The organism is Pseudomonas sp. SW-3 (assembly GCF_016615645.1).
GTDB classification, from domain to species: Bacteria; Pseudomonadota; Gammaproteobacteria; order Pseudomonadales; family Pseudomonadaceae; genus Aquipseudomonas; species Aquipseudomonas mandelii.
Genome location: NZ_CP067098.1, coordinates 3835590 through 3854093, shown reverse-complemented (window position 1 = coordinate 3854093; position 18504 = coordinate 3835590). Strand labels below are relative to the sequence as shown.

Below are 18504 nucleotides of genomic sequence, written 5' to 3'. Positions count from 1 at the left end.
TTGAGCATGAAAATCGATCTGACTGGAAAACTCGCCATTGTCAGCGGCAGCACCGCCGGCATTGGCCTGGGCATCAGCAAGGCGCTGGCCGAATCCGGCGCCACGGTGGTGGTGATCGGCCGCGAGACGGCCAAGGTCGAGCAGGCGCTGGCGAGCATTCGCCAGAGCGTGCCGGGCGCGCAATTGCGTGGCCTGACCGCTGACCTCGGCACCGCCGACGGTGCCGAAAAGCTGTTCGCCGCCGAACCGCGCGCGGACATCCTGGTGAACAACCTCGGGATCTTCAACGAGGTGGATTTTTTCGACACGCCGGACAGCGAGTGGACGCGCTTCTATGAGGTTAACGTGATCTCCGGCGTGCGCCTGTCCCGGCATTACGTGCCGGACATGGTCAAGCAGGGCTGGGGCCGGGTGATTTTCCTGTCCTCGGAATCCGGGATCGCTATCCCGGCCGACATGCTTAATTATGGCGTGACCAAAAGCGCCAACCTTGCGGTGTCCCACGGCCTGGCCAAACGGCTGGCGGGCACTGGCGTGACAGTCAATGCGATCCTGCCCGGCCCGACATTGACCGATGGCCTGGAGCAGATGCTCAAGGAGGCCACCGCCGAATCGGGGCGTAGTGTCCGGGAAGAAGCCGATGCGTTTGTGCGCAAGGCCCGGCCGACCTCGATCATCCAGCGTGTGGCGAATGTCGAAGAAGTCGCGAACCTGGTGGCCTACATCGCCTCGCCGCTATCCTCGGCCACGACGGGCGCGGCATTGCGGGTCGACGGCGGTGTCGTCGACAGCATGGCCATCTGAATTTATTGATTGAGAGAGAGGATTACATGGCAAAGGCATCAGCATTTATCGACATTCCGGCTTCGGCCGATGAGGTGTGGCAATTGATTGGCGGTTTCGACACGCTGCCGGACTGGCTGCCGTTTATCCCGAAAAGCGAACTGAGTGAAGGCGGGCGGGTGCGCAGCCTGCAAACGGCGGATGGGGCGAAGGTAGTTGAGCGGTTGGAGACGTTTGATAACGCCGGGAAGACTTACAGCTACTCGATTTTGCATGCACCGTTTCCGGCGACCGAGTACCTGGCGACGATCAAGGTCGAGGCTCAGGGGCAGGGGGCTCGGGTGACGTGGTCGGGTCGCTTTACGCCCGACGGTGTCAGTGAAACAGAAGTTGAAGCGTTGTTTGCCGGGATCTATCAGGGCGGTCTTGAAGCCCTGCGGGCGAACTACCCAACCTGATAACACCATAAATCCCCTGTAGGAGTGAGCCTGCTCGCGATGACGTCTTCAGCTTCAACATAGAGATTGACTGATAGACCGCTATCGCGAGCAGGCTCACTCCTACAGGGGGATGTGTTCGTTCAGGGAGACCGGGTCAGGTCTGGGGAAGCAGATCGTGGCCGCAATCGAGCACCAACCGCGCACCGCCCAGTTCACTGGTGCCCACTTCAAGCGCAAACCCATGCAGGCTGACAATCGCCGCGACGATCGACAGCCCCAACCCGAACCCGCTTTTCTGATTCCCACTCTCGGCACGGTAAAAGCGCTGGAACACCGCTTCGCGTTCGCTTTCCGGGATACCCGGCCCTGAGTCGAGCACTTCGATTCGCGTGTGCCCTGCGTCATTGACCCCGCGCAAAATCACCTCGCCACCGGGCGGGGTAAATTTGATCGAGTTGCTCAGCAGGTTCGCCACGGCTTCAAACAACAGCGCCCGATCGCCGTTCAACATTGGCAGTGACGCAGGCAATTGCAGCTTGAACAGCAGCTCGCCTTCCTCCGCCAGCGGCAGGTAAAAATCATGCAGCTCCTGCAACAACGGCACCGGATCCAGCTGTACAAAACCGGAACGCCGCTGGCGGTCCTCCAGTTCGGAAATCCGCAGCAATCCACGAAACCGCGCCATCAAGGTATCGGCTTCACCGAGCACCGAGTCCAGCTGCACGGCCAGCGTCGAGCCGTCATCCGCCTGCTGCTGGATTCGATACAGCTGCGCCCGCAAGCGTGTCAGCGGTGTGCGCAGGTCATGAGCGATGTTGTCGCACACGCCCTTGACCTCGTTCATCAAGCGTTCGATGCGTTCGAGCATGGCGTTGACGATGGCCGCGAGCATGTCCAGTTCATCGCGGCGATTGGACAGTGGCAAACGCCGGGTAAGGTCGCCGGCGACGATGGCCTCGGCGCTGGCCTGGATTGCACGAATCCGCCGCAGCGGACGCCGCCTCAACAGGTGCCAACCGGCGATGCCGGGCAAAATGGTCAGCGTCACGCCCCAGAGCAACGCGTGCAGAATGATCCGGGTCACGGCAAACAACGAACCGTTATCGCGAACCAGCACCAGCCAGCCACCGTCCTTGGTCTGGGTCGCGACCGCGTCGCAACTGTCGGTGGGCAGGCTGGGGTCGTCAGACTCGGCGCAGTCGCCGAGCATGTGGATCTTGCCATCCAGCGGCAAGCCTTCGGGCATGTGCCGCAGCGCACCGCTGAGGTAACGGTGCTGCGAATCGAACAGGCCATAGGCGTCGATGCCGCGAATGTCGAAGGTCATGCTGACGGCGAGGGCGTCGGCCAATTGTTCGCCTTGAAAGTGCGAAAACAGGTGCTGGCGCTGCATCAGCGAGTGTTTGGCCAGATTGTCCAGGTACGCGGACACCTCGTAGTACATGACCCCCATCAGAATCCCGCTCCAGATCACGAACAGTGAACTGTAGAGCGCGAGCAAGCGGCTGCTGGATGAGCGCCAGCCGTTAGAGGGGTTCAGCAATGACATAACCCGAGCCTCGCACGGTCCGAATCAATGGGACTTTGCCAGGCGGGTCGATCTTCTTGCGCAGCCGGCCGATGTGCACATCGATGAGGTTGGTGCCGGGGTCGAAGTGATACCCCCAGACTTCTTCGAAAATCATCATCCGCGACAGAATCTGCCCCGTGTTGCGCATCAGGAATTCCAGCAACTTGTACTCAGTGGGCAACAGCGTCAGCAGTTGATCGTCGCGGCTGGCTTCGTGGCTGATCAGGTTCAGCTCAAGATCGGCCACCCGCAGCGTGGTCGCCTGGGCCGTGACCGTGTTCTGGCGACGCAACAGGACTTCAACCCGGGCGGCCATTTCATCGGTGGCAAACGGCTTGGTCAGGTAATCGTCCCCGCCGGCGCGCAAGCCGCGCACTCGTTCATCGACGTCGGAGAGGGCGCTGATCATCAGGATCGGCGTGGCCACGCCCATGGTCCGCAGCGTGGTGACAATGGCCAGGCCATCGAGCTCCGGCAACATGCGGTCGAGGGTGATCAGGTCGTAGTTGCCGCTGACCGCACGTTCCAGGCCTTCGCGGCCGTTGTTGACCCAATCGACGTCGAGGCCGTGGCTACTGAGTTCGGCGACGATTTCCCGGGCGGTCACGGCGTCGTCTTCGATGGTCAAGATGCGGGTCATGGGGCCTGCCTGATTAGAGGTGCTCAACATAGAGCGGCATTTTGCCAAGAAATGACCGCCGGCTTTCTAAATAAAACTTCATGCGAGCTCGCTTTTGATCAATGCATAAAACCCGCTGCTATCCAGCCATCCTTGCAAAATGCAACGGGATTGGAAGTTCAAAATTTATAAATCATTGAAATAAAACGATTTATTTAAAGTTGGCGACTGGCACGGTGACTGCACTTCCTTCTTCGAAGAGTTGTAACACCATCTTTCTGCCTGGAGCGATAAAACAATGAATAGATCCTCTGATGGTTTCTATCCCGCCTACGAAGAATCAAGCACGCTATCGGGTGTGTCCTGGGGCGCGATCTTTGCCGGTGCCGCCGCAGCGGCGGCGTTGTCGCTGATTCTGGTGCTGCTGGGATTTGGTCTGGGATTCTCGGCTGTTTCACCCTGGGCCAATGAAGGCGTGAGTGCCAAGGGCCTGGGGATCTCGACGATCATCTGGCTGGCCGCTACGCAAATCGTCGCATCCGGACTCGGTGGCTATATTGCCGGTCGCTTGCGGGTGAAGTGGGCCAACATGCACGGCGATGAAGTCTATTTCCGTGACACAGCCCATGGCTTCCTGGCCTGGTGCGTGGCCACGCTGGTCACCGCGACACTGGTCGTCGGTTCGGTCAGCAGCATTGTCAGCGGTGGCGTGCAAGCCGGCGCGAGTGTGGTCGGTGGCGCTGCCAGCGTTGCGACTCAGGCGGCGGGCACCGCGGCGGGTAATACCGACAGTGACCAGTACGGCTATTTCGTTGACAGTCTGTTCCGCGATGATCGTCCGGCTGCCGTCAGCGATGACGCCGCCCGCAGCACCGTGACTCGCATCTTCGTTCGCTCCCTGAGCAATGACGGTCAGCTGTCCGCCGAAGACCGGACTTACCTGGCGCAATTGGTCGCCCAGCGCACCAACCTGACCCAGGCCGATGCCGAACGCCGTGTCGATGAAGTCTACGCCCGCACCCAGAAAGCCGTGGCCGACGCCAAGCTCGCTGCGCAACAAGCGGCTGACACTGCCGCCAAAGTCGCTGCCTGGACCTCGCTGTGGATGTTCATTGCACTGCTGATCGGTGCGTTTTTTGCCAGCCTTGCCGCGACCTTCGGCGGCCGTCGTCGGGATGCCGTGGTGTATCTGGAAACCGACACCTACGTGACCACCACTTCCGTGCCACCTGTTCGCTAACCCAGGAGAATTACCATGCGCTCATTACTACTGTTTTTTCTTGGCGTGCCCATCCCGATCATCATCTTGATCGCCCTGTTCATGCATTGATCGACTGAGGCTCTTGCCTCTGCCGCTTCCGCCTCGGGTGGAAGCGGCGTTTTGCTTTCTGGCGGCCAATAAAGCGAAGATGCCCCACTGTGGGAGCGAGCCTGCTCGCGATAGCGGACTTTCAGTCGATGAGGATGTCGCCTGATGCACCGCTTTCGCGAGCAGGCTCGCTCCCACCTTTATTTTGCATTGACTCAAGAAGGGGAGAAGTACGTTGGACAAAAAGGAAATCAAGCGGCAACTGGTGGCGATGCTCGACGCCGGGCGCTCCAAAACCGAGACGTTCAAGGCGTTCTCCGGTGGGGCGGTCAAGGATCGGGTGCTGGCTTACTGGATTGGCGCCCGGCCCGATCCGGCACTGCGGGAAAAGCATTCACGCAAGGTCACCCTTCTGATCGCGCTGACCTGCGTACAGGCCTTGCTGGGTGCGGTGTCCGGGTTTTACCTGGGCGCGATGATCGGTTCTGGTGCGGTCGTGTTTTTCACCCTGTTTGCGGTGTTGGTACCGCTGGCGTTTGCCTGGGGCTTCTACAAAAACGTGGCACAGGCCTACACCATTTACGTGATTCTGACCGTCAGCCAGATTTCGCGGATGTTCAAGGGATATGAAGAAGACCCGGTGATGACCGTGGTCGGCGTCGTTATCACCCTGGGCATGGTGTTCTTCGTCGCCTTGGTAAAAAACCTGTTGTTCCCGGACCTGGGCTTCGTGGGATCGAAAAAGGTCAAGGGTCAGTACGTTTTCTCTAACTGATCGACAGGTTGGGGGGCGGAGTCTTTCACTGGCCTGGATCAATATTCTCTTCTGCGATATCTCCTACCGTAAAAGATCCAAGCCCCTTCTGTGGCTTCGACTACATTGCTTTGACGCGCACCCTGTTGCGCTGTCGAAGTACCGGTGCGAGCCTTTTACCGAGTCGTTGGCCCGCAAGGTGTAGTGCAGCAAGGAGCTGTGGAACCTCACCTGAACTCTCATGGAAGAACATCGCAATGCCTCGCCTAGACAGAATGTTTGATATCCAGCCGCTACCGCGCGCGGATATGACTGTGCATATCAACGGCCAACCGGTCAGCGCCGCCCTTGGTGAAACCGTCCTCTCGGTCATTCAATCCCTTGGCCTGCGCCAGGTGGCCCGTAACGATCACGACCAAATCAGCGGCGCCTATTGCGGCATGGGCGTGTGCCAATGCTGCCTGGTGAAAATCAATGGTCGGCACAAACGTCGCGCCTGTCAGACCGTGGTGCGTGACGGCATGCGGGTCGAAACCCAAGTCAACCGCATCGTTGAGCAGGAGGGTGTATGAGCCTGCTTCCAGTGATCGTCGGCGGTGGGCCGGCAGGGATGGCGGCGGCCATTGAATTGGCCCGGCACGGCGTGCGTTGCACGTTGCTTGAAGAAGCTTCGCGGCTGGGCGGCGTGGTCTATCGCGGACCGTTGCGCGATGGCGTGCAACTGGACTATCTGGGGCCGCGGTACTCGGAGGCGCTGGCCACCTTGCATGGCGAGTTCCAGGCGCACGCAGCGCTGATCGAGGTGCGCCTGAATCACCGCGTGGTCGGTGCCGAAGGCACGCGCGCGTTGGTGGTGCTGGACAGCGAGGAGCAGTTGCAGAAAGTCGACTACCCGCAATTGCTGCTCGCCGCCGGTTGCCATGAACGCAGCGTGCCGTTCCCTGGCTGGACCTTGCCCGGGGTGATCCTGCTGGGCGGCCTGCAATTGCAGATCAAGAGCGGGGTGGTCAAGCCTCAAGGCCCCGTGGTGATTGCCGGCACCGGCCCTTTATTGCCGTTGGTGGCCTGTCAGCTGCACGCGTGCGGTGTGACCGTCGCGGGTGTTTACGAGGCCAGCGCGTTCGGCAAGATCGCTCGGGAAAGCCTGTCACTGCTGAACAAGCCGCAGTTGTTCCTCGATGGCTTGAGCATGCTCGCGTTCCTCAAGCTGCATGGCATCCCCATGCATTACGGCTGGGGCGTGGTGGCGGCGCAGGGCGAAGGAGAGCTGAGTGCCGTGACCGTGGCGCCATATTCCAGCACCTGGGTGCCGGACCTGACCCGTGCCGAGCAGATTGCTGCGCAAACGCTGGCGGTTGGCTACGGTTTTATCCCGCGCACCCAACTCAGTCAGCAGATGGGCCTGAACCACGGGTACAGCGACGACGGTTATCTGCGTGCCAGTGCCAATATCTGGCAGCAAAGCAGCGAGCCTCACGTGCACCTGGCCGGTGACATGGGCGGCATTCGCGGTGGCGAAGCGGCGATGCTCGCGGGACGGATTGCGGCCACATCGATCCTGCTGCAACGGGACGTGCTGGACGCGGAACTGGCCCTGGTACGGCGCAATCGCTATTTGTCGAAACTCAAGGCCATCGTGCGCTTTCGCGCGGCGGTCGACCGATACACCGAGCGAGGCGCCGGACAAACCGCGCTGCCGGCCGCCGATACGGTGATTTGCCGTTGCGAACACGCGACCCGCGCCGACATCGACCGGGCACTGGAGCAAGGCGTGCAAGACCTGGCCAGCCTGAAAATGCGCACCCGAGTGAGCATGGGCGATTGTCAGGGGCGGATGTGCGTCGGCTATTGCACCGACCGGTTGCGCGAAGTCACCGGTCGGCAGGACGTGGGTTGGTTGCGGCCGCGTTTCCCTATCGATCCGATTCCCTTTTCTGCGTTCCACTCCGTCGGCACGGAGGCCGCGAATCATGAGTAAGTCCTATGACGTGGTCATCGCCGGTGGCGGTGTGATCGGGGCGTCCTGCGCCTATCAGTTATCCAAGCGCAAAAACCTCAAAGTCGCCTTGATCGACTGCAAGCGCCCGGGCAACGCTACCCGCGCGTCAGCCGGCGGCTTGTGGGCGATTGGCGAGTCGGTAGGACTGGGCTGCGGGGTAATTTTCTTTCGCATGATGTCAGCCAACCGCAAGCGTGAAGCCCAGGGTTCGGCGGTGGTGGTGGATTCCAGCACGCCGCACATCCTGCCGCAGTCGTTCTTCGATTTCGCCTTGCAGTCCAACGCGATGTACCCGGCACTGCACCGCGAGTTGAAAGACCGTCACGGGATGGATTTCAAGTTCGAAAAGACCGGCCTGAAATTCGTGATCTACGACGAGGAAGACCGACTCTACGCCGAACACATCGTAGCCTGCATTCCCCATTTGGCCGATCAGGTGCGCTGGCTCGACCAGGCGGCGCTGCGCGCGGCCGAGCCGAGTGTCAGCCATGAGGCGAGCGGGGCGCTGGAATTTCTCTGCGACCATCAAGTCAGTCCGTTCCGACTGGCCGATGCCTACACCGAAGGCGCGCGACAGAACGGCGTGGACCTGTATTTCAACACCAACGTCACCGGGGTTTTGCACCAGGGTTCTCGCGTCAGCGGTGTGCAGACGGCCGAAGCCGGAGTGTTTCACTGCAGCACGCTGATCAACGCAGCGGGTGCCTGGGCGGCGGATTTGAGTGAGCAGGCCACCGGTATCCGGATTCCGGTGAAACCGGTGAAGGGGCAGATTCTACTGACCGAACGCCTGCCGAAAATCCTCAACGGTTGCCTGACCACCAGCGATTGTTATGTGGCGCAGAAAGACAACGGCGAGATCCTGATTGGCAGCACGACGGAGGATAAAGGCTTCGACGTGACCACCACCTACCCGGAAATTGCCGGGCTGGTGCAGGGGGCGGTGCGCTGTCTTCCCGAGCTGGCGGACGTCAACCTCAAACGGACTTGGGCGGGGCTGCGCCCGGGGTCGCCGGATGAGTTGCCGATTCTCGGGCCTATGAACGGGGTGGAGGGTTATCTCAATGCGTGTGGGCATTTCCGCACGGGGATTCTGACGTCGGCGATTACCGGGGTGCTGCTGGATAAACTGGTTAACAACGAACCGCTGCCGCTGGATATCACACCGTTTTTGGCGGATCGGTTTGCCGAGGAGCGCGTTGGGTTGAAGAAGTTGGCCTGACATTACACCGCGTTATCGTTCTTCGCGGGCAAGCCTCGCTCCTACAGATCCGCTGCCCTTGTAGGAGCGAGGCTTGCCCGCGAAAGCGGCATAAGACTCACCCAATGACTCAAGCCTTGCCCGCTTCCCGCTCCTCCATCTGATCCGCCTCAAACAACCGCGCCAGTTCCGCCCGAGCTTCCTGGGCGGTCTGCAGCACCTTCGCGGCATCGTCATAAACCGCATGCTGAGCCTCCAGCACCTGTTCATCGTGATGCTTGAAGCGCTTGATCCGCGCATCGGCCTGCGCCTGGGTCAGCCCCAGTCCGACCAGGGTGCGACGGCTCATTTCCAGGCTCGAATAATAGGTTTCACGAATCGCCTCGGCGCCCAGGTCCACCAGCCGGTGCACGTGCTGACGGTTACGGGCCCGGGCGATGATCTTGATGTGCGGATAGAGCTTGTGCACCACCTCGGCGGTCTTGATGTTGGTGTCCGGGTCATCGGTGGCGATGACAAAGTACTCCGCCTGCTCGACCTTGGCCGCGCTGAGGATTTCCGGGCGCATCGGATCGCCGTAGAACACCGGCACGCCGCCGAAGCTGCGGGACAGCTCGATGGTTTCCACGGACGTGTCCAGCGCCACGAACTTGATGTTTTGTGCCCGCAGAATCCGCGCCACGATCTGCCCCATCCGGCCCATGCCGGCGATCACCACACGCGGTGCGTCGGTGTCGATGTCGCGGAATTTCTCCGGCACCACCACAGGCTGCACCTTCGGCGAATACAGGCGGGCGCACAGCAGCAACAGCAGCGGCGTGACCGCCATGGACAGGGTGATCGTCAGCACCAGCAAGTCGTACAGACGCGCCTCGAACAACCCTTGGTCGCGGCCAATCTTGAACACCACAAACGCGAATTCACCACCGGCAGCGAGCACGATGCCGAGGCGAATCGCACTGACCCTGCCCAACCCGCCGGCCAATCGGCCCACCACAAACAGCAGCGGCAGTTTGATTGCGATCAGCAACAGGGTCAGGCCCAACACCGTGATTGGCGCGCTGAGCAGCAGGCTCAGGTTGGCGCCCATGCCGACGCTGATGAAAAACAGACCCAACAACAGGCCCTTGAACGGTTCGATCTGCGCTTCCAGTTCGTGACGGTATTCAGAATCCGCCAGCAGCAACCCGGCGAGGAACGCCCCAAGCGCCATCGACACGCCGACCAGGTCCATCAGCCACGCCGTGCCGATCACCACCAGCAACGCGGTGGCGGTAGACACCTCGGGCAAACCGGTCTTGGCCACCACGCGAAACACCGGACGCAGCAGATACCGCCCGCCGATCACCACCACCGCGATGCTGCCCAACACCCGCAAACCGTGATTCAAATCCTCGGCCGCCGTGGTGGTGTGGTCGCCGCCCGCCAGCAGCGGCACCATGGCAATCAAGGGGATCGCGGCAATGTCCTGGAACAGCAGAATCGCGAACGCCAAACGCCCGTGAGGGCTGGTCAGTTCCTTGCGCTCGGCCAGGCTTTGCAGGCCAAACGCGGTAGATGACAACGCCAACCCCAGGCCGAGGACGATGGCGCTGTTCAACGGCTGGCCAAAGACAAACAGCGCCAGCACGCCGATCACCGAACCGGTCAGCAACACCTGCGCCAGGCCCACGCCAAACACCGATTTACGCATCACCCACAAGCGACGCGGCGACAATTCCAGGCCGATGATGAACAGCAGCAGCACTACGCCGAGTTCGGAGATGTGGCTGACGCTTTGTGGATTGCCGATTAATCCCAGCACAGATGGACCGATGATGACACCGGCAAACAGATAACCCAGCACGGCCCCCAATTGCAGGCGCTTGGCCAAGGGCACGGTGAGCACCGCCGCGAACAGGAACACAACGGCGGCTTGTAAAAGGTTGCCTTCATGGGGCATGACAAAACTCCAGCTACTCGGTACGGCGGGGGCGACAGGATAAAGGTTGGGACTTCACACGTCAGCAAAGAGCGGGAGTCATGCTGTTACAACTTGCATCAATTGGTTACATTCATAGGATAAGCTGATCAATCTGTCCGTCCCTTGAGTGCACACCATGGCGATCAATTTCGACCTCAACGATCTGCAAGCCTTCCGTGCCGTGGTCGAGCAGGGCAGCTTTCGCAAGGCGGCCGATACCGTGCGCATTTCCCAGCCAGCACTGAGCCGGCGAATTGAAAAACTCGAAGATGCCCTCGGTGTGCGCTTGTTCGAACGCACCACCCGCAAGGTCAGCCTGACCCAGGCCGGCCGTGGTTTTATGCCGAGTGTCGAGCGATTGCTTGATGACCTCGACGTCGCGTTGCTGGGCATCAGTGAAGTGGCTTCAACCCGGCTCGGCCATGTCACGGTCGCCTGTGTACCCTCGGCGGCTTATTACTTCATGCCGCGCGTGATTGCCCATTACCACCGGCAATTTCCTCGGATCAAAGTCAAGGTACTCGACTCCAGCGCACATGACGTGCTCAGCGCAGTGGTCAACGGTGAGGCGGATTTCGGTCTGAGTTTCATGGGCGCGCTGGAGGCCGAGGTCGAGTTCGAGCCGCTGGTGCAAGAAAGTTACGTGGTGGCCTGTCGGCGCGATCATCCGTTGGCCGGCCGTAGCAGCGTGGCCTGGGATGAGTTTTATCAGCAGGATTACATCTCGCTGGACAAGACGTCCGGCAATCGTTTTTTGCTGGACCAGGCACTGACCGGCATCGTGCCGCAGCGGCCGAGTATCTGCGAGACCCGCCATGTCACGACGATGATTGGGCTGGTGGAGGCGGGATTAGGGGTGGCCGCAGTGCCGTCGATGGCGATGCCGGCAGCCGATCACCCGATCCTGACACGGGTGCCGCTGACCGATCCGCAGGTGATGCGCAGTGTCGGTCTGATCAAACGCCGGGGGCGAACCCTGACCCCGGCGGCGCTGGAGCTGGAACGGCTGGTGGTGGAAATGAAAGTGCAGCCACCCGTTCTCAGCGGCTGACCGAATCCAGTCCGGTTGCTTTCACGTCCGACTGGGCGGCTGCAGAGGCCATATAGTCGAGCAGTGCCTTGGCTTCGGCGGGGTGTTGCGCGCCGACTGGAATGCCGGCGGCAAAACGTGTCACCGACTGCACCGATTCCGGAAGCTTCGCTACAAAACTGACCCCCGGCACGGGCAGCAATTCACTGACTTGCTGGAATCCCAACTGATAGTCGCCCGTGGCAACCACCGAGCCGACCGGGATTTTCGGGATCATTGTGGATTTGGGTTTCAATTGATCTTCGATGCCCAGGCGCTTGAACAGTTGATTCTCGATGTATACGCCGCTGGCGCTGTCGGAGTACGCCACCGACCGGGCGTCAAGCAGGGTCTTTTTCAAGCCGTCCACCGAGCTGATGTCTGGCTTCGGCGCGCCTTCGCGCACCACCAGGCCGATCCGCGAATCCGCCAGTTCCACCCGTGAAGCAGGGTCCACTTTGCCTTGTTTGATCAGGTCGTCGAGGGCGTAGCCGACCATGATCACCACGTCGGCCTTTTCACCTCGAGCGAGGCGATTGGGGATCGCTTCCGGTGCCTTGCCCATCGATGGCCCCAGGGCGGTGTCGAGCGTGTTGCCGGTGGATGCGGCGAACTTGGGGCCGAGGATTTTGTAGGCAGCGGTAAAGCCACCGGAGGTCATCACGCGAATCTCTTCGGCCTGGGCGACAGCACTCAGGCCAAGGCTGGCCGCCAAGGCCAGGGCTGCAAGATTAAATAGCTTCTTCATGGGCATCTTCTCGAAAAGGACGGGTTCAAGACAGCGCCGGTTGCAGGCGACCGGTCGAGCGGCGGTAGAGATACAGCGTCGCGCACAAGGCGCAGAGCGCGGCGAAACTCATCCAGTAGCCGGGCGCGGCTTTGTCGCCGGTGTACTGAATCAGGAAGGTCGACATCGCCGGGGTGAAACCGCCGAATACCGCCGTGGCCAGGCTGTAGGCCAGGGAGAAACCGGCGACCCGCACCTCGACCGGCATGATTTCCGTCAGCGCGGCGATCATCGCGCCGTTGTACAAGCCGTAAATGAACGACAGCCACAGCAACACCAGCAGCATGTGCATGAAGCTCGGCGCGTTGACCAGGAAGGTCAGCGCCGGATACGCGGTGGCAAGGGTCAGCAACGCCATGGCGATCAATACCGGACGTCGTCCGATACGATCGGACAAGGCCCCGCCCAGGGGCAGCCAGAAGAAGTTCGACACCCCCACCAGCAAGGTCACCAGCAGCGCATCGGACGTGCTCAGGTGCAGCACGGTTTTGCCGAACGTCGGTGCGTACACGGTGATCAGGTAAAAGGCGGTCGTGGTCAGCGCGACCATCATCATTCCGGCGAAGACGATCACCCAGTTCTGCGCCAGTGTGCGGAATACATCGCCCATGCTCGGACGGTGTTTGCGCGCGGTGAATTCTTCGGTTTCTTCCAGGTTGCGCCGCAGGAAGAAAATGAACGGCACGATCAGGCAGCCAACGAAAAACGGTATCCGCCAGCCCCAGTCGGCAATCATGGCCGGCGCCATCCATTGATTCAGTCCATACCCCAATGCCGCTGCGACAATAATTGCCACTTGCTGGCTGGCCGACTGCCAACTGGTGAAAAAGCCTTTGTTGCCAGGCGTGGCGATCTCCGAGAGGTACACCGAGACCCCGCCCATTTCCGCACCGGCCGAGAAGCCTTGCAGCAATCGGCCGATCAGGACGATGGCCGGTGCGAACAGCCCGATGGTTTCGTAACCGGGCACCAACACAATCAATATCGTGCCGCTGGCCATGATCGACAGCGTCACAATCAACCCTTTTCGCCGACCCACATCGTCGATGTAGGCACCCAGCACCACTGCGCCCAACGGACGCATGAGGAAGCCTGCGCCAAACACCGCGAAGGTCATCATCAGCGAGGCGAATTCGCTACTGGCCGGAAAGAAGACAGCGGCGATCTGCGTGGCGTAAAAGCCAAAGAGGAAGAAGTCGAACTGTTCGAGGAAGTTGCCCGAAGTGACCCGGAAAATTGCTCCGGCGCGAGAGCGCCCGGAAGGGATTGCTGTTGTCATTGACCTGTACTCCACCGCTTTTATGACGTGCATTGCCTGGGCGCAGTGCACGGTTCTTATTGAGGCGAATGGTGGAGCAGGGCGATCGATATGATAAGTGCATTGTTGGCATGCATTAATGCGTGAGGCGGATCAATGTGTACGAACGGAATGATTCACCGCGGACACAGTCGGAGTTGGGTATGCCATCAACCAAGGATCACCCATGAACAGCAAATCCCTCATCGCCGCCCTGGTCATCGCTGCTGGCGTTGCCGGCATCAGCCCCCTCGTTCAGGCGGATGAACCCGCCGCAAAAACCGTCCAGCCCGGCGTCAATAACACCCGCGAACTGGTGGTCGGCGATCGCGCTCCGGACATGTATCAACACACAGATAAAGCGCTGCGCAACTGGAAGGCGAAAGGCCTGAAAGCACCCAAGGAACAGGCGCAGTGGGTGCAGATCAATGACAAGTACATGATGGTGATGATCACCAACGGCACGATTGTGGACATTACGCCGGTTGAGCGTTAGGTCGAACGGCTACTCGCTGTGAGCGCGCACCGGGCTTTCAGTGCCCAATCGATACTGATTATTCCCGCTGCGTTTCGCCTCATACATCGCCAGGTCCGCTATATGAATCAACCGGTCCATGCTCGGCGCATGGTCCGGGAATACCGCGACCCCGAGGCTGGTGCCGATGTGGCGTTGGTCGTTGCCGATGGTGATGGGCGGTGACAGTTCGACGAAGATTTTCTGGCAGATGGTGCGAGCCTCGTCTTGCAGGCTGACGCCTTGGGGCAACCCTTGCAGAATGACCACGAATTCATCGCCGCCGATCCGGGCAACGGTGTCGGTCGAGCGCAGGATTTTCTTCAATCGCGTAGCGGTCGTGATCAGGACCCGGTCGCCGGCCGCATGACCGTAGTGGTCGTTGATCGCCTTGAACCCGTTGAGATCGACAAACACTAATGCCACCCGGGTGGCGCTGACCCGTGCCTGTTCGAGCGCTTCGCACAGACGTTCTTCAAGCACCAGGCGATTGGGCAGGCCGGTCAACGGGTCGTAATGGGCCAGGTGTTGCAGGTAACTGGCCGAGGCTTTTTCCTCGGTGATGTCGCGCACCACACCCATCATCTTGATGGTTGCGTCATGGTCGTTCTTGACCACGTTGCCGGTTTCCCGCAGCCAGCGAATGCTGCCGTCGGGCCAGACCACGCGGTATTCCTCGTCATGGTTTTCACCGGTTTCCAGGCATCGCAATTCCCCGGCACGAACGTTGGCCCGGTCGTCCGGGTGTACGCAGGCGCAGAACAGTGCGTACGAGGGGGTGACCTCGCCGATCTTGAAACCGAACATCCCGTAGATCGCGTCCGACCAGTAGAGCTTGTCAGTGTCGACATCCCAGTCCCAGGTGCCGATGCGGGCGAAGTATTGGCTGCGCTTGAAACGCTCGGCGTCGCCGTCCTGGCGAATGTGCAGGCCTTCGGACAGGCTGGCGATCAGCGCGCGTTGCTCGGCCAATTGCTTTTGCAGCGAGCGCTCGCGGCAGATCAGCGCAATGATCAGGGCAAGCATCACTGAGCCGATGGCTGCGCTGGTCCAGACGTCATTCATTCAGGGGTTGCCATCGTGTCATATTGATCCGAGTGTCTTGGTGTTGCTTATCTTAGTTGAGGTTAATGCCGAAAACCGTTCCGAATGGGTTGCCAATGGCGCACATTTCTGGGAAAACGGCGCCCATTGGGCCCTGTCGGGTGTGAGAACAATAGAGTGAACGTGATGAATGATGAATTGCAGATAATCGATCTTGAAGTGGGCGGCGGCAAAGCCGCCGTCAAAGGCGCACTGATCACCACCCAATACCGCGGCTGGCTGGAAGACGGCACCGAATTCGATTCGTCCTACAGTCGTGGCAAACCTTTTCAGTGTGTGATTGGCACAGGGAGGGTGATCAAGGGTTGGGATCAGGGAATTATGGGCATGCAGGTGGGCGGTAAGCGCAAATTGTGGGTGCCGGCGCATTTGGCCTACGGCGAGCGGACGATGGGCGCGATCACGCCGAATTCGAATTTGATTTTCGAGATTGAATTGCTGGAAGTGCTGACGCGGGATGATTGATTGGCGCGTGGGCTGAAATGGCTGGTGCTGCGAGGAGGCAAGCCCCTCGCTGCAATCAAACAGCTTTCCCCACTATTCCCGCACGCCTATGAAGAGGTCCAGGTCAGTCGGTAGCTGCACATCAATGGCTATGGCTATTTTTATAATTTGCTCGGCAGTCAGTAAACAATCCCCATAGGCGCTTTCATCAAGATTGTTCCAGCCAAGTACATTCAATATTGCAGCTTCAAATTCAGGTAGAACGGTCAGTTCGTACCTTAAGAAGTCACCTTCATCATCACCTTTTGAAAATCCACTGATCCAGAAAACGTAGTGGGCCTGCTGATCTATTCCCGAGTGATCCTGGCGGTTGTTGCAAGCCGGGTGCCCGTCGCGTGACGGTGGGTTTTGAACTGCAGGTGTGTCTGTCTTGCTAGCCATGAGCATCCTTGTTTCAACTTTTGTAAACGATGCGGACGCTATAGCAATGGGCATTAAATGGATGTAAGTTTTTTCTGAATGTTCGGTCGTTTTTTCCAAATTTGGTGAGGGAAGAGGCACCCTCACCACAGATTCCCGTTAACCTTTCGGATCAGACCTGAAACGTCTCCCGATACGCATACAATCCCGCCGTTCCCCCGGTCATCACAAACAGCAGATTGTCACCGCGCTGGAAACGTCCCTGCCTGATATCACCCAACAGCCCGGCAAACGCTTTCCCGGAATACACGGGGTCAATCAACAGACCTTCCGCGCGAGCCATCAGGCGCACCGCGTCGAGCATCGCGGGGGTCGGCAGACCGTAACCGTCGCCCAGTTGACTGCCATCAATCACAATCTCTGACGCCTCAACGACGGCGCTGCTGCCCAATAACGTCAGTGCGTCTTGAGTCAGTCGCACGGTTCTGTCCGCTGACGTGTCCCGATCAGACAAGACCGAAAACGATTTGACCATCGACGTACCCCGACCCAGCACCTGGAACCCTGCAGCGAGTCCGGCGTGGGTGCCGGCGCTGCCATTGGGCACGACCACCTGGTTGAAGGTGAGGCCGAGTTGCGTTTCCTGCTGCGCGATCTCCGCTGCGCAGCGTGCGTAACCGAGGCTGCCCAGCGGCGTTGAGCCACCCGTTGGTATCACTAACACTGTGCGCCCGGCTTCCCGAAGGTGGGCGGCGCGTTTCTCGGCCTCGGCGAGTGAGTCGCTGCCGCCGGCAAGCACCCGTAAGTCGGCGCCGAACAACTGATCGAGCAGGACGTTGCCGTTGAGCTCGTAGTCCACTTCGGCTTTGGGCACCGAGCGGGTCAGGATCAATTCGCAGGCAATGCCCAGGCGGGCGCACACGGCGGCCGTTAGCCGTGCATGGTTGGACTGGAGGCCGCCGATGGTGATGACCGTGTCGACCCCGGACGCCAGCGCCGCGCCGAGGTGGAATTCGAGTTTGCGCAGTTTGTTGCCGCCACCGCCGATCAACATGTGATCATCGCGCTTGAGAAACAGGCCGATGCCTTGTGCCTTCAAACCCAGCAGCTGTTCCAGGCGTTCGGCGCGCTGAATCGGCGTCGGGCCTTGCAACAGGTCTGCCCGCGCAAAAGAACTCAGTGACATGTCCAGTAGGGTTTGCATCAATGGCGCCTCGTTATGCACTTTAATGCAGTGACTCTAGGGACAAAGTCCCGGGTGATAAACGCATCGCCGGTTATTACTCCTTTAACCTGATGTATTGAATGCAAGGCAGGGACATGAGCAAACTCAGGCAAATGGAAGTCTTCGTCGCCGTGGTCGAGGCGGGCAGCTTCGCCGATGCGGCCAGTGAAGTCGGGATGTCGGCGGTCATGGTCGGGCGGCATATCCAGGGGCTGGAGAAAACCCTCAATACCCAGCTGATTAAACGCACCACGCGTCGGCAATCCATCACGGGCGAGGGGCGGCTGTTTTACGAAGAAGCCAAACTGGCGCTGGAGCAAGTGAACTACGCGTTCAGTCGGGTGGAAGCGTCCAGCCCGGAACCCAGCGGCCTGTTGCGCATCACCGCGCCGATGAGTCTCGGCGTTTCCCTGGTCGGGCCGCTGGTGTCCGAATTCATGCAGCGTTATCCGCAGATCCAGGTCGAGCTGATTTTGAGCAATGAAGTGATCGATCTGTACGAGACGTCATTCGATCTGGCGTTCAGGATTTCCGAGCTGATTGGCGTCAACCTGCTGGCCACGCCGTTGCCGCCGTATCGCATGGTGATCTGCGCTTCGCCCCGGTATCTGGAAAGATGGCAGGAACCGCAGTCCCCCGAGGACCTGCACCGGCACCGAATTCTCACTCATACGTCCTGGAACAACCGGTTTGCCTGGCCGCTGAGAAACGGCTCCAGCGAAGTGCCCTGGCCCGAAAGCGCCGTGTTGAAGAGCAATGACGGTCAGGTGTTGTTGCAGGCGGCCGTGGCTGGGGAGGGGATTTTGATGCAGCCCGACTTTCTGGTGTCGGCGGCGTTGGCCAAAGGTGAGCTGGTGAGGATCATGAACGCCTACGTACCGCCGCCCAAACCGGTGCAGATGGTGTATCCGCGCTCCAGGAAATCGTTGCCCAAGTTGCACGCCTTTGTCGAGTTTGTCGCGGATCGACTGGCGTGATCGTGGCGTCCTGAAGCGCAGACAAATGC

General features: G+C 60.1%; 19 protein-coding genes. 11 read left to right on the top strand and 8 right to left on the bottom strand.

The window, feature by feature from the left end; translation table 11 throughout:
- The first annotated feature begins 6 nt into the window (after positions 1-6).
- Together JIO00_RS17175 and JIO00_RS17170 are read left to right on the top strand one after the other, a co-directional pair.
- Positions 7-804 (top strand): SDR family NAD(P)-dependent oxidoreductase, encoded by a 798-nt coding sequence (locus JIO00_RS17175; protein WP_145311032.1) that lies wholly within the window; start codon positions 7-9, stop codon positions 802-804.
- 26 nt (positions 805-830) lie between these two features.
- Positions 831-1241, top strand: a complete 411-nt coding sequence (locus JIO00_RS17170) for an SRPBCC family protein (protein WP_154913343.1) — start codon at positions 831-833, stop codon at positions 1239-1241.
- 136 nt (positions 1242-1377) lie between these two features.
- Here the strand turns inward: JIO00_RS17170 and JIO00_RS17165 are convergent, their stop codons facing one another.
- A complete protein-coding gene (locus JIO00_RS17165) occupies positions 1378-2772 on the bottom strand; it encodes a sensor histidine kinase (protein ID WP_200666383.1) in 1395 nt (464 codons plus the stop codon).
- Positions 2750-3433: a response regulator transcription factor gene (locus tag JIO00_RS17160; protein WP_010455216.1), complete on the bottom strand. Its 684-nt coding sequence runs from the start codon at positions 3431-3433 to the stop codon at positions 2750-2752. The genes JIO00_RS17165 and JIO00_RS17160 overlap by 23 nt, the downstream gene beginning before the upstream one ends.
- A gap of 277 nt (positions 3434-3710) precedes the next feature.
- Between JIO00_RS17160 and JIO00_RS17155 the strand changes: the two genes are divergently transcribed.
- The 5 genes from JIO00_RS17155 (at position 3711) to hcnC (ending at position 8696) form a co-directional block, all read left to right on the top strand.
- Complete coding sequence (locus JIO00_RS17155; RefSeq protein WP_010455215.1) at positions 3711-4652, top strand: hypothetical protein; 942 nt, start codon at positions 3711-3713, stop codon at positions 4650-4652.
- A gap of 304 nt (positions 4653-4956) precedes the next feature.
- A complete protein-coding gene (locus JIO00_RS17150) occupies positions 4957-5496 on the top strand; it encodes a hypothetical protein (RefSeq protein WP_010455213.1) in 540 nt (179 codons plus the stop codon).
- 236 nt (positions 5497-5732) lie between these two features.
- Positions 5733-6047 (top strand): cyanide-forming glycine dehydrogenase subunit HcnA, encoded by a 315-nt coding sequence (hcnA, locus tag JIO00_RS17145; RefSeq protein WP_010455211.1) that lies wholly within the window; start codon positions 5733-5735, stop codon positions 6045-6047.
- Positions 6044-7453 (top strand): cyanide-forming glycine dehydrogenase subunit HcnB, encoded by a 1410-nt coding sequence (gene hcnB / locus JIO00_RS17140; RefSeq protein ID WP_200666381.1) that lies wholly within the window; start codon positions 6044-6046, stop codon positions 7451-7453. Before hcnA ends, hcnB begins: the two co-directional genes overlap by 4 nt.
- Complete coding sequence (hcnC, locus tag JIO00_RS17135) at positions 7446-8696, top strand: cyanide-forming glycine dehydrogenase subunit HcnC (RefSeq protein ID WP_083376495.1); 1251 nt, start codon at positions 7446-7448, stop codon at positions 8694-8696. Before hcnB ends, hcnC begins: the two co-directional genes overlap by 8 nt.
- Positions 8697-8805: 109 nt before the next feature.
- On the opposite strand, the gene JIO00_RS17130 is transcribed toward hcnC, so the two are convergent.
- On the bottom strand, positions 8806-10617 hold the full coding sequence (locus tag JIO00_RS17130; RefSeq protein ID WP_200666379.1) for a monovalent cation:proton antiporter-2 (CPA2) family protein: 1812 nt from the start codon (positions 10615-10617) through the stop codon (positions 8806-8808).
- A gap of 157 nt (positions 10618-10774) precedes the next feature.
- Between JIO00_RS17130 and JIO00_RS17125 the strand changes: the two genes are divergently transcribed.
- Positions 10775-11689: a LysR family transcriptional regulator gene (locus JIO00_RS17125; protein WP_154501138.1), complete on the top strand. Its 915-nt coding sequence runs from the start codon at positions 10775-10777 to the stop codon at positions 11687-11689.
- On the opposite strand, the gene JIO00_RS17120 is transcribed toward JIO00_RS17125, so the two are convergent.
- The gene (locus JIO00_RS17120) at positions 11679-12455 is read right to left on the bottom strand and encodes a substrate-binding domain-containing protein (RefSeq protein WP_010455200.1); all 777 of its coding nucleotides are present in this window, start codon (positions 12453-12455) and stop codon (positions 11679-11681) included. The two genes, JIO00_RS17125 and JIO00_RS17120, sit on opposite strands and share 11 nt — an antisense overlap.
- Positions 12456-12480: 25 nt before the next feature.
- Positions 12481-13773, bottom strand: a complete 1293-nt coding sequence (locus JIO00_RS17115; protein WP_200666377.1) for an MFS transporter — start codon at positions 13771-13773, stop codon at positions 12481-12483.
- Positions 13774-13978: 205 nt separating this feature from the next.
- On the opposite strand from JIO00_RS17115, the gene JIO00_RS17110 reads away from it, so the two are divergent.
- Complete coding sequence (locus tag JIO00_RS17110) at positions 13979-14287, top strand: RcnB family protein (RefSeq protein WP_102594365.1); 309 nt, start codon at positions 13979-13981, stop codon at positions 14285-14287.
- Positions 14288-14296: 9 nt separating this feature from the next.
- Here JIO00_RS17110 and JIO00_RS17105 read toward each other — a convergent pair whose 3' ends face one another.
- Positions 14297-15370 carry a sensor domain-containing diguanylate cyclase gene (locus tag JIO00_RS17105; protein ID WP_010455194.1) on the bottom strand — a complete coding sequence of 358 codons (1074 nt, stop codon included), beginning with the start codon at positions 15368-15370 and terminating at the stop codon, positions 14297-14299.
- Positions 15371-15535: 165 nt separating this feature from the next.
- On the opposite strand from JIO00_RS17105, the gene JIO00_RS17100 reads away from it, so the two are divergent.
- A complete protein-coding gene (locus JIO00_RS17100; RefSeq protein ID WP_077749311.1) occupies positions 15536-15874 on the top strand; it encodes an FKBP-type peptidyl-prolyl cis-trans isomerase in 339 nt (112 codons plus the stop codon).
- A gap of 72 nt (positions 15875-15946) precedes the next feature.
- On the opposite strand, the gene JIO00_RS17095 is transcribed toward JIO00_RS17100, so the two are convergent.
- Together JIO00_RS17095 and JIO00_RS17090 are read right to left on the bottom strand one after the other, a co-directional pair.
- Positions 15947-16294, bottom strand: a complete 348-nt coding sequence (locus JIO00_RS17095) for a pyocin S6 family toxin immunity protein (RefSeq protein ID WP_306092901.1) — start codon at positions 16292-16294, stop codon at positions 15947-15949.
- Between the two features lie 151 nt (positions 16295-16445).
- Entirely contained in the window at positions 16446-17477 is a 1032-nt protein-coding gene (locus tag JIO00_RS17090; RefSeq protein WP_154501137.1) for a D-cysteine desulfhydrase family protein, read from the bottom strand.
- A gap of 116 nt (positions 17478-17593) precedes the next feature.
- Here JIO00_RS17090 and JIO00_RS17085 point away from each other — a divergent pair, with 116 nt between their 5' ends.
- Positions 17594-18475, top strand: coding sequence for a LysR family transcriptional regulator (locus JIO00_RS17085; protein WP_154501136.1), 882 nt, complete (start codon positions 17594-17596; stop codon positions 18473-18475).
- The last annotated feature ends 29 nt before the right edge of the window (positions 18476-18504 follow it).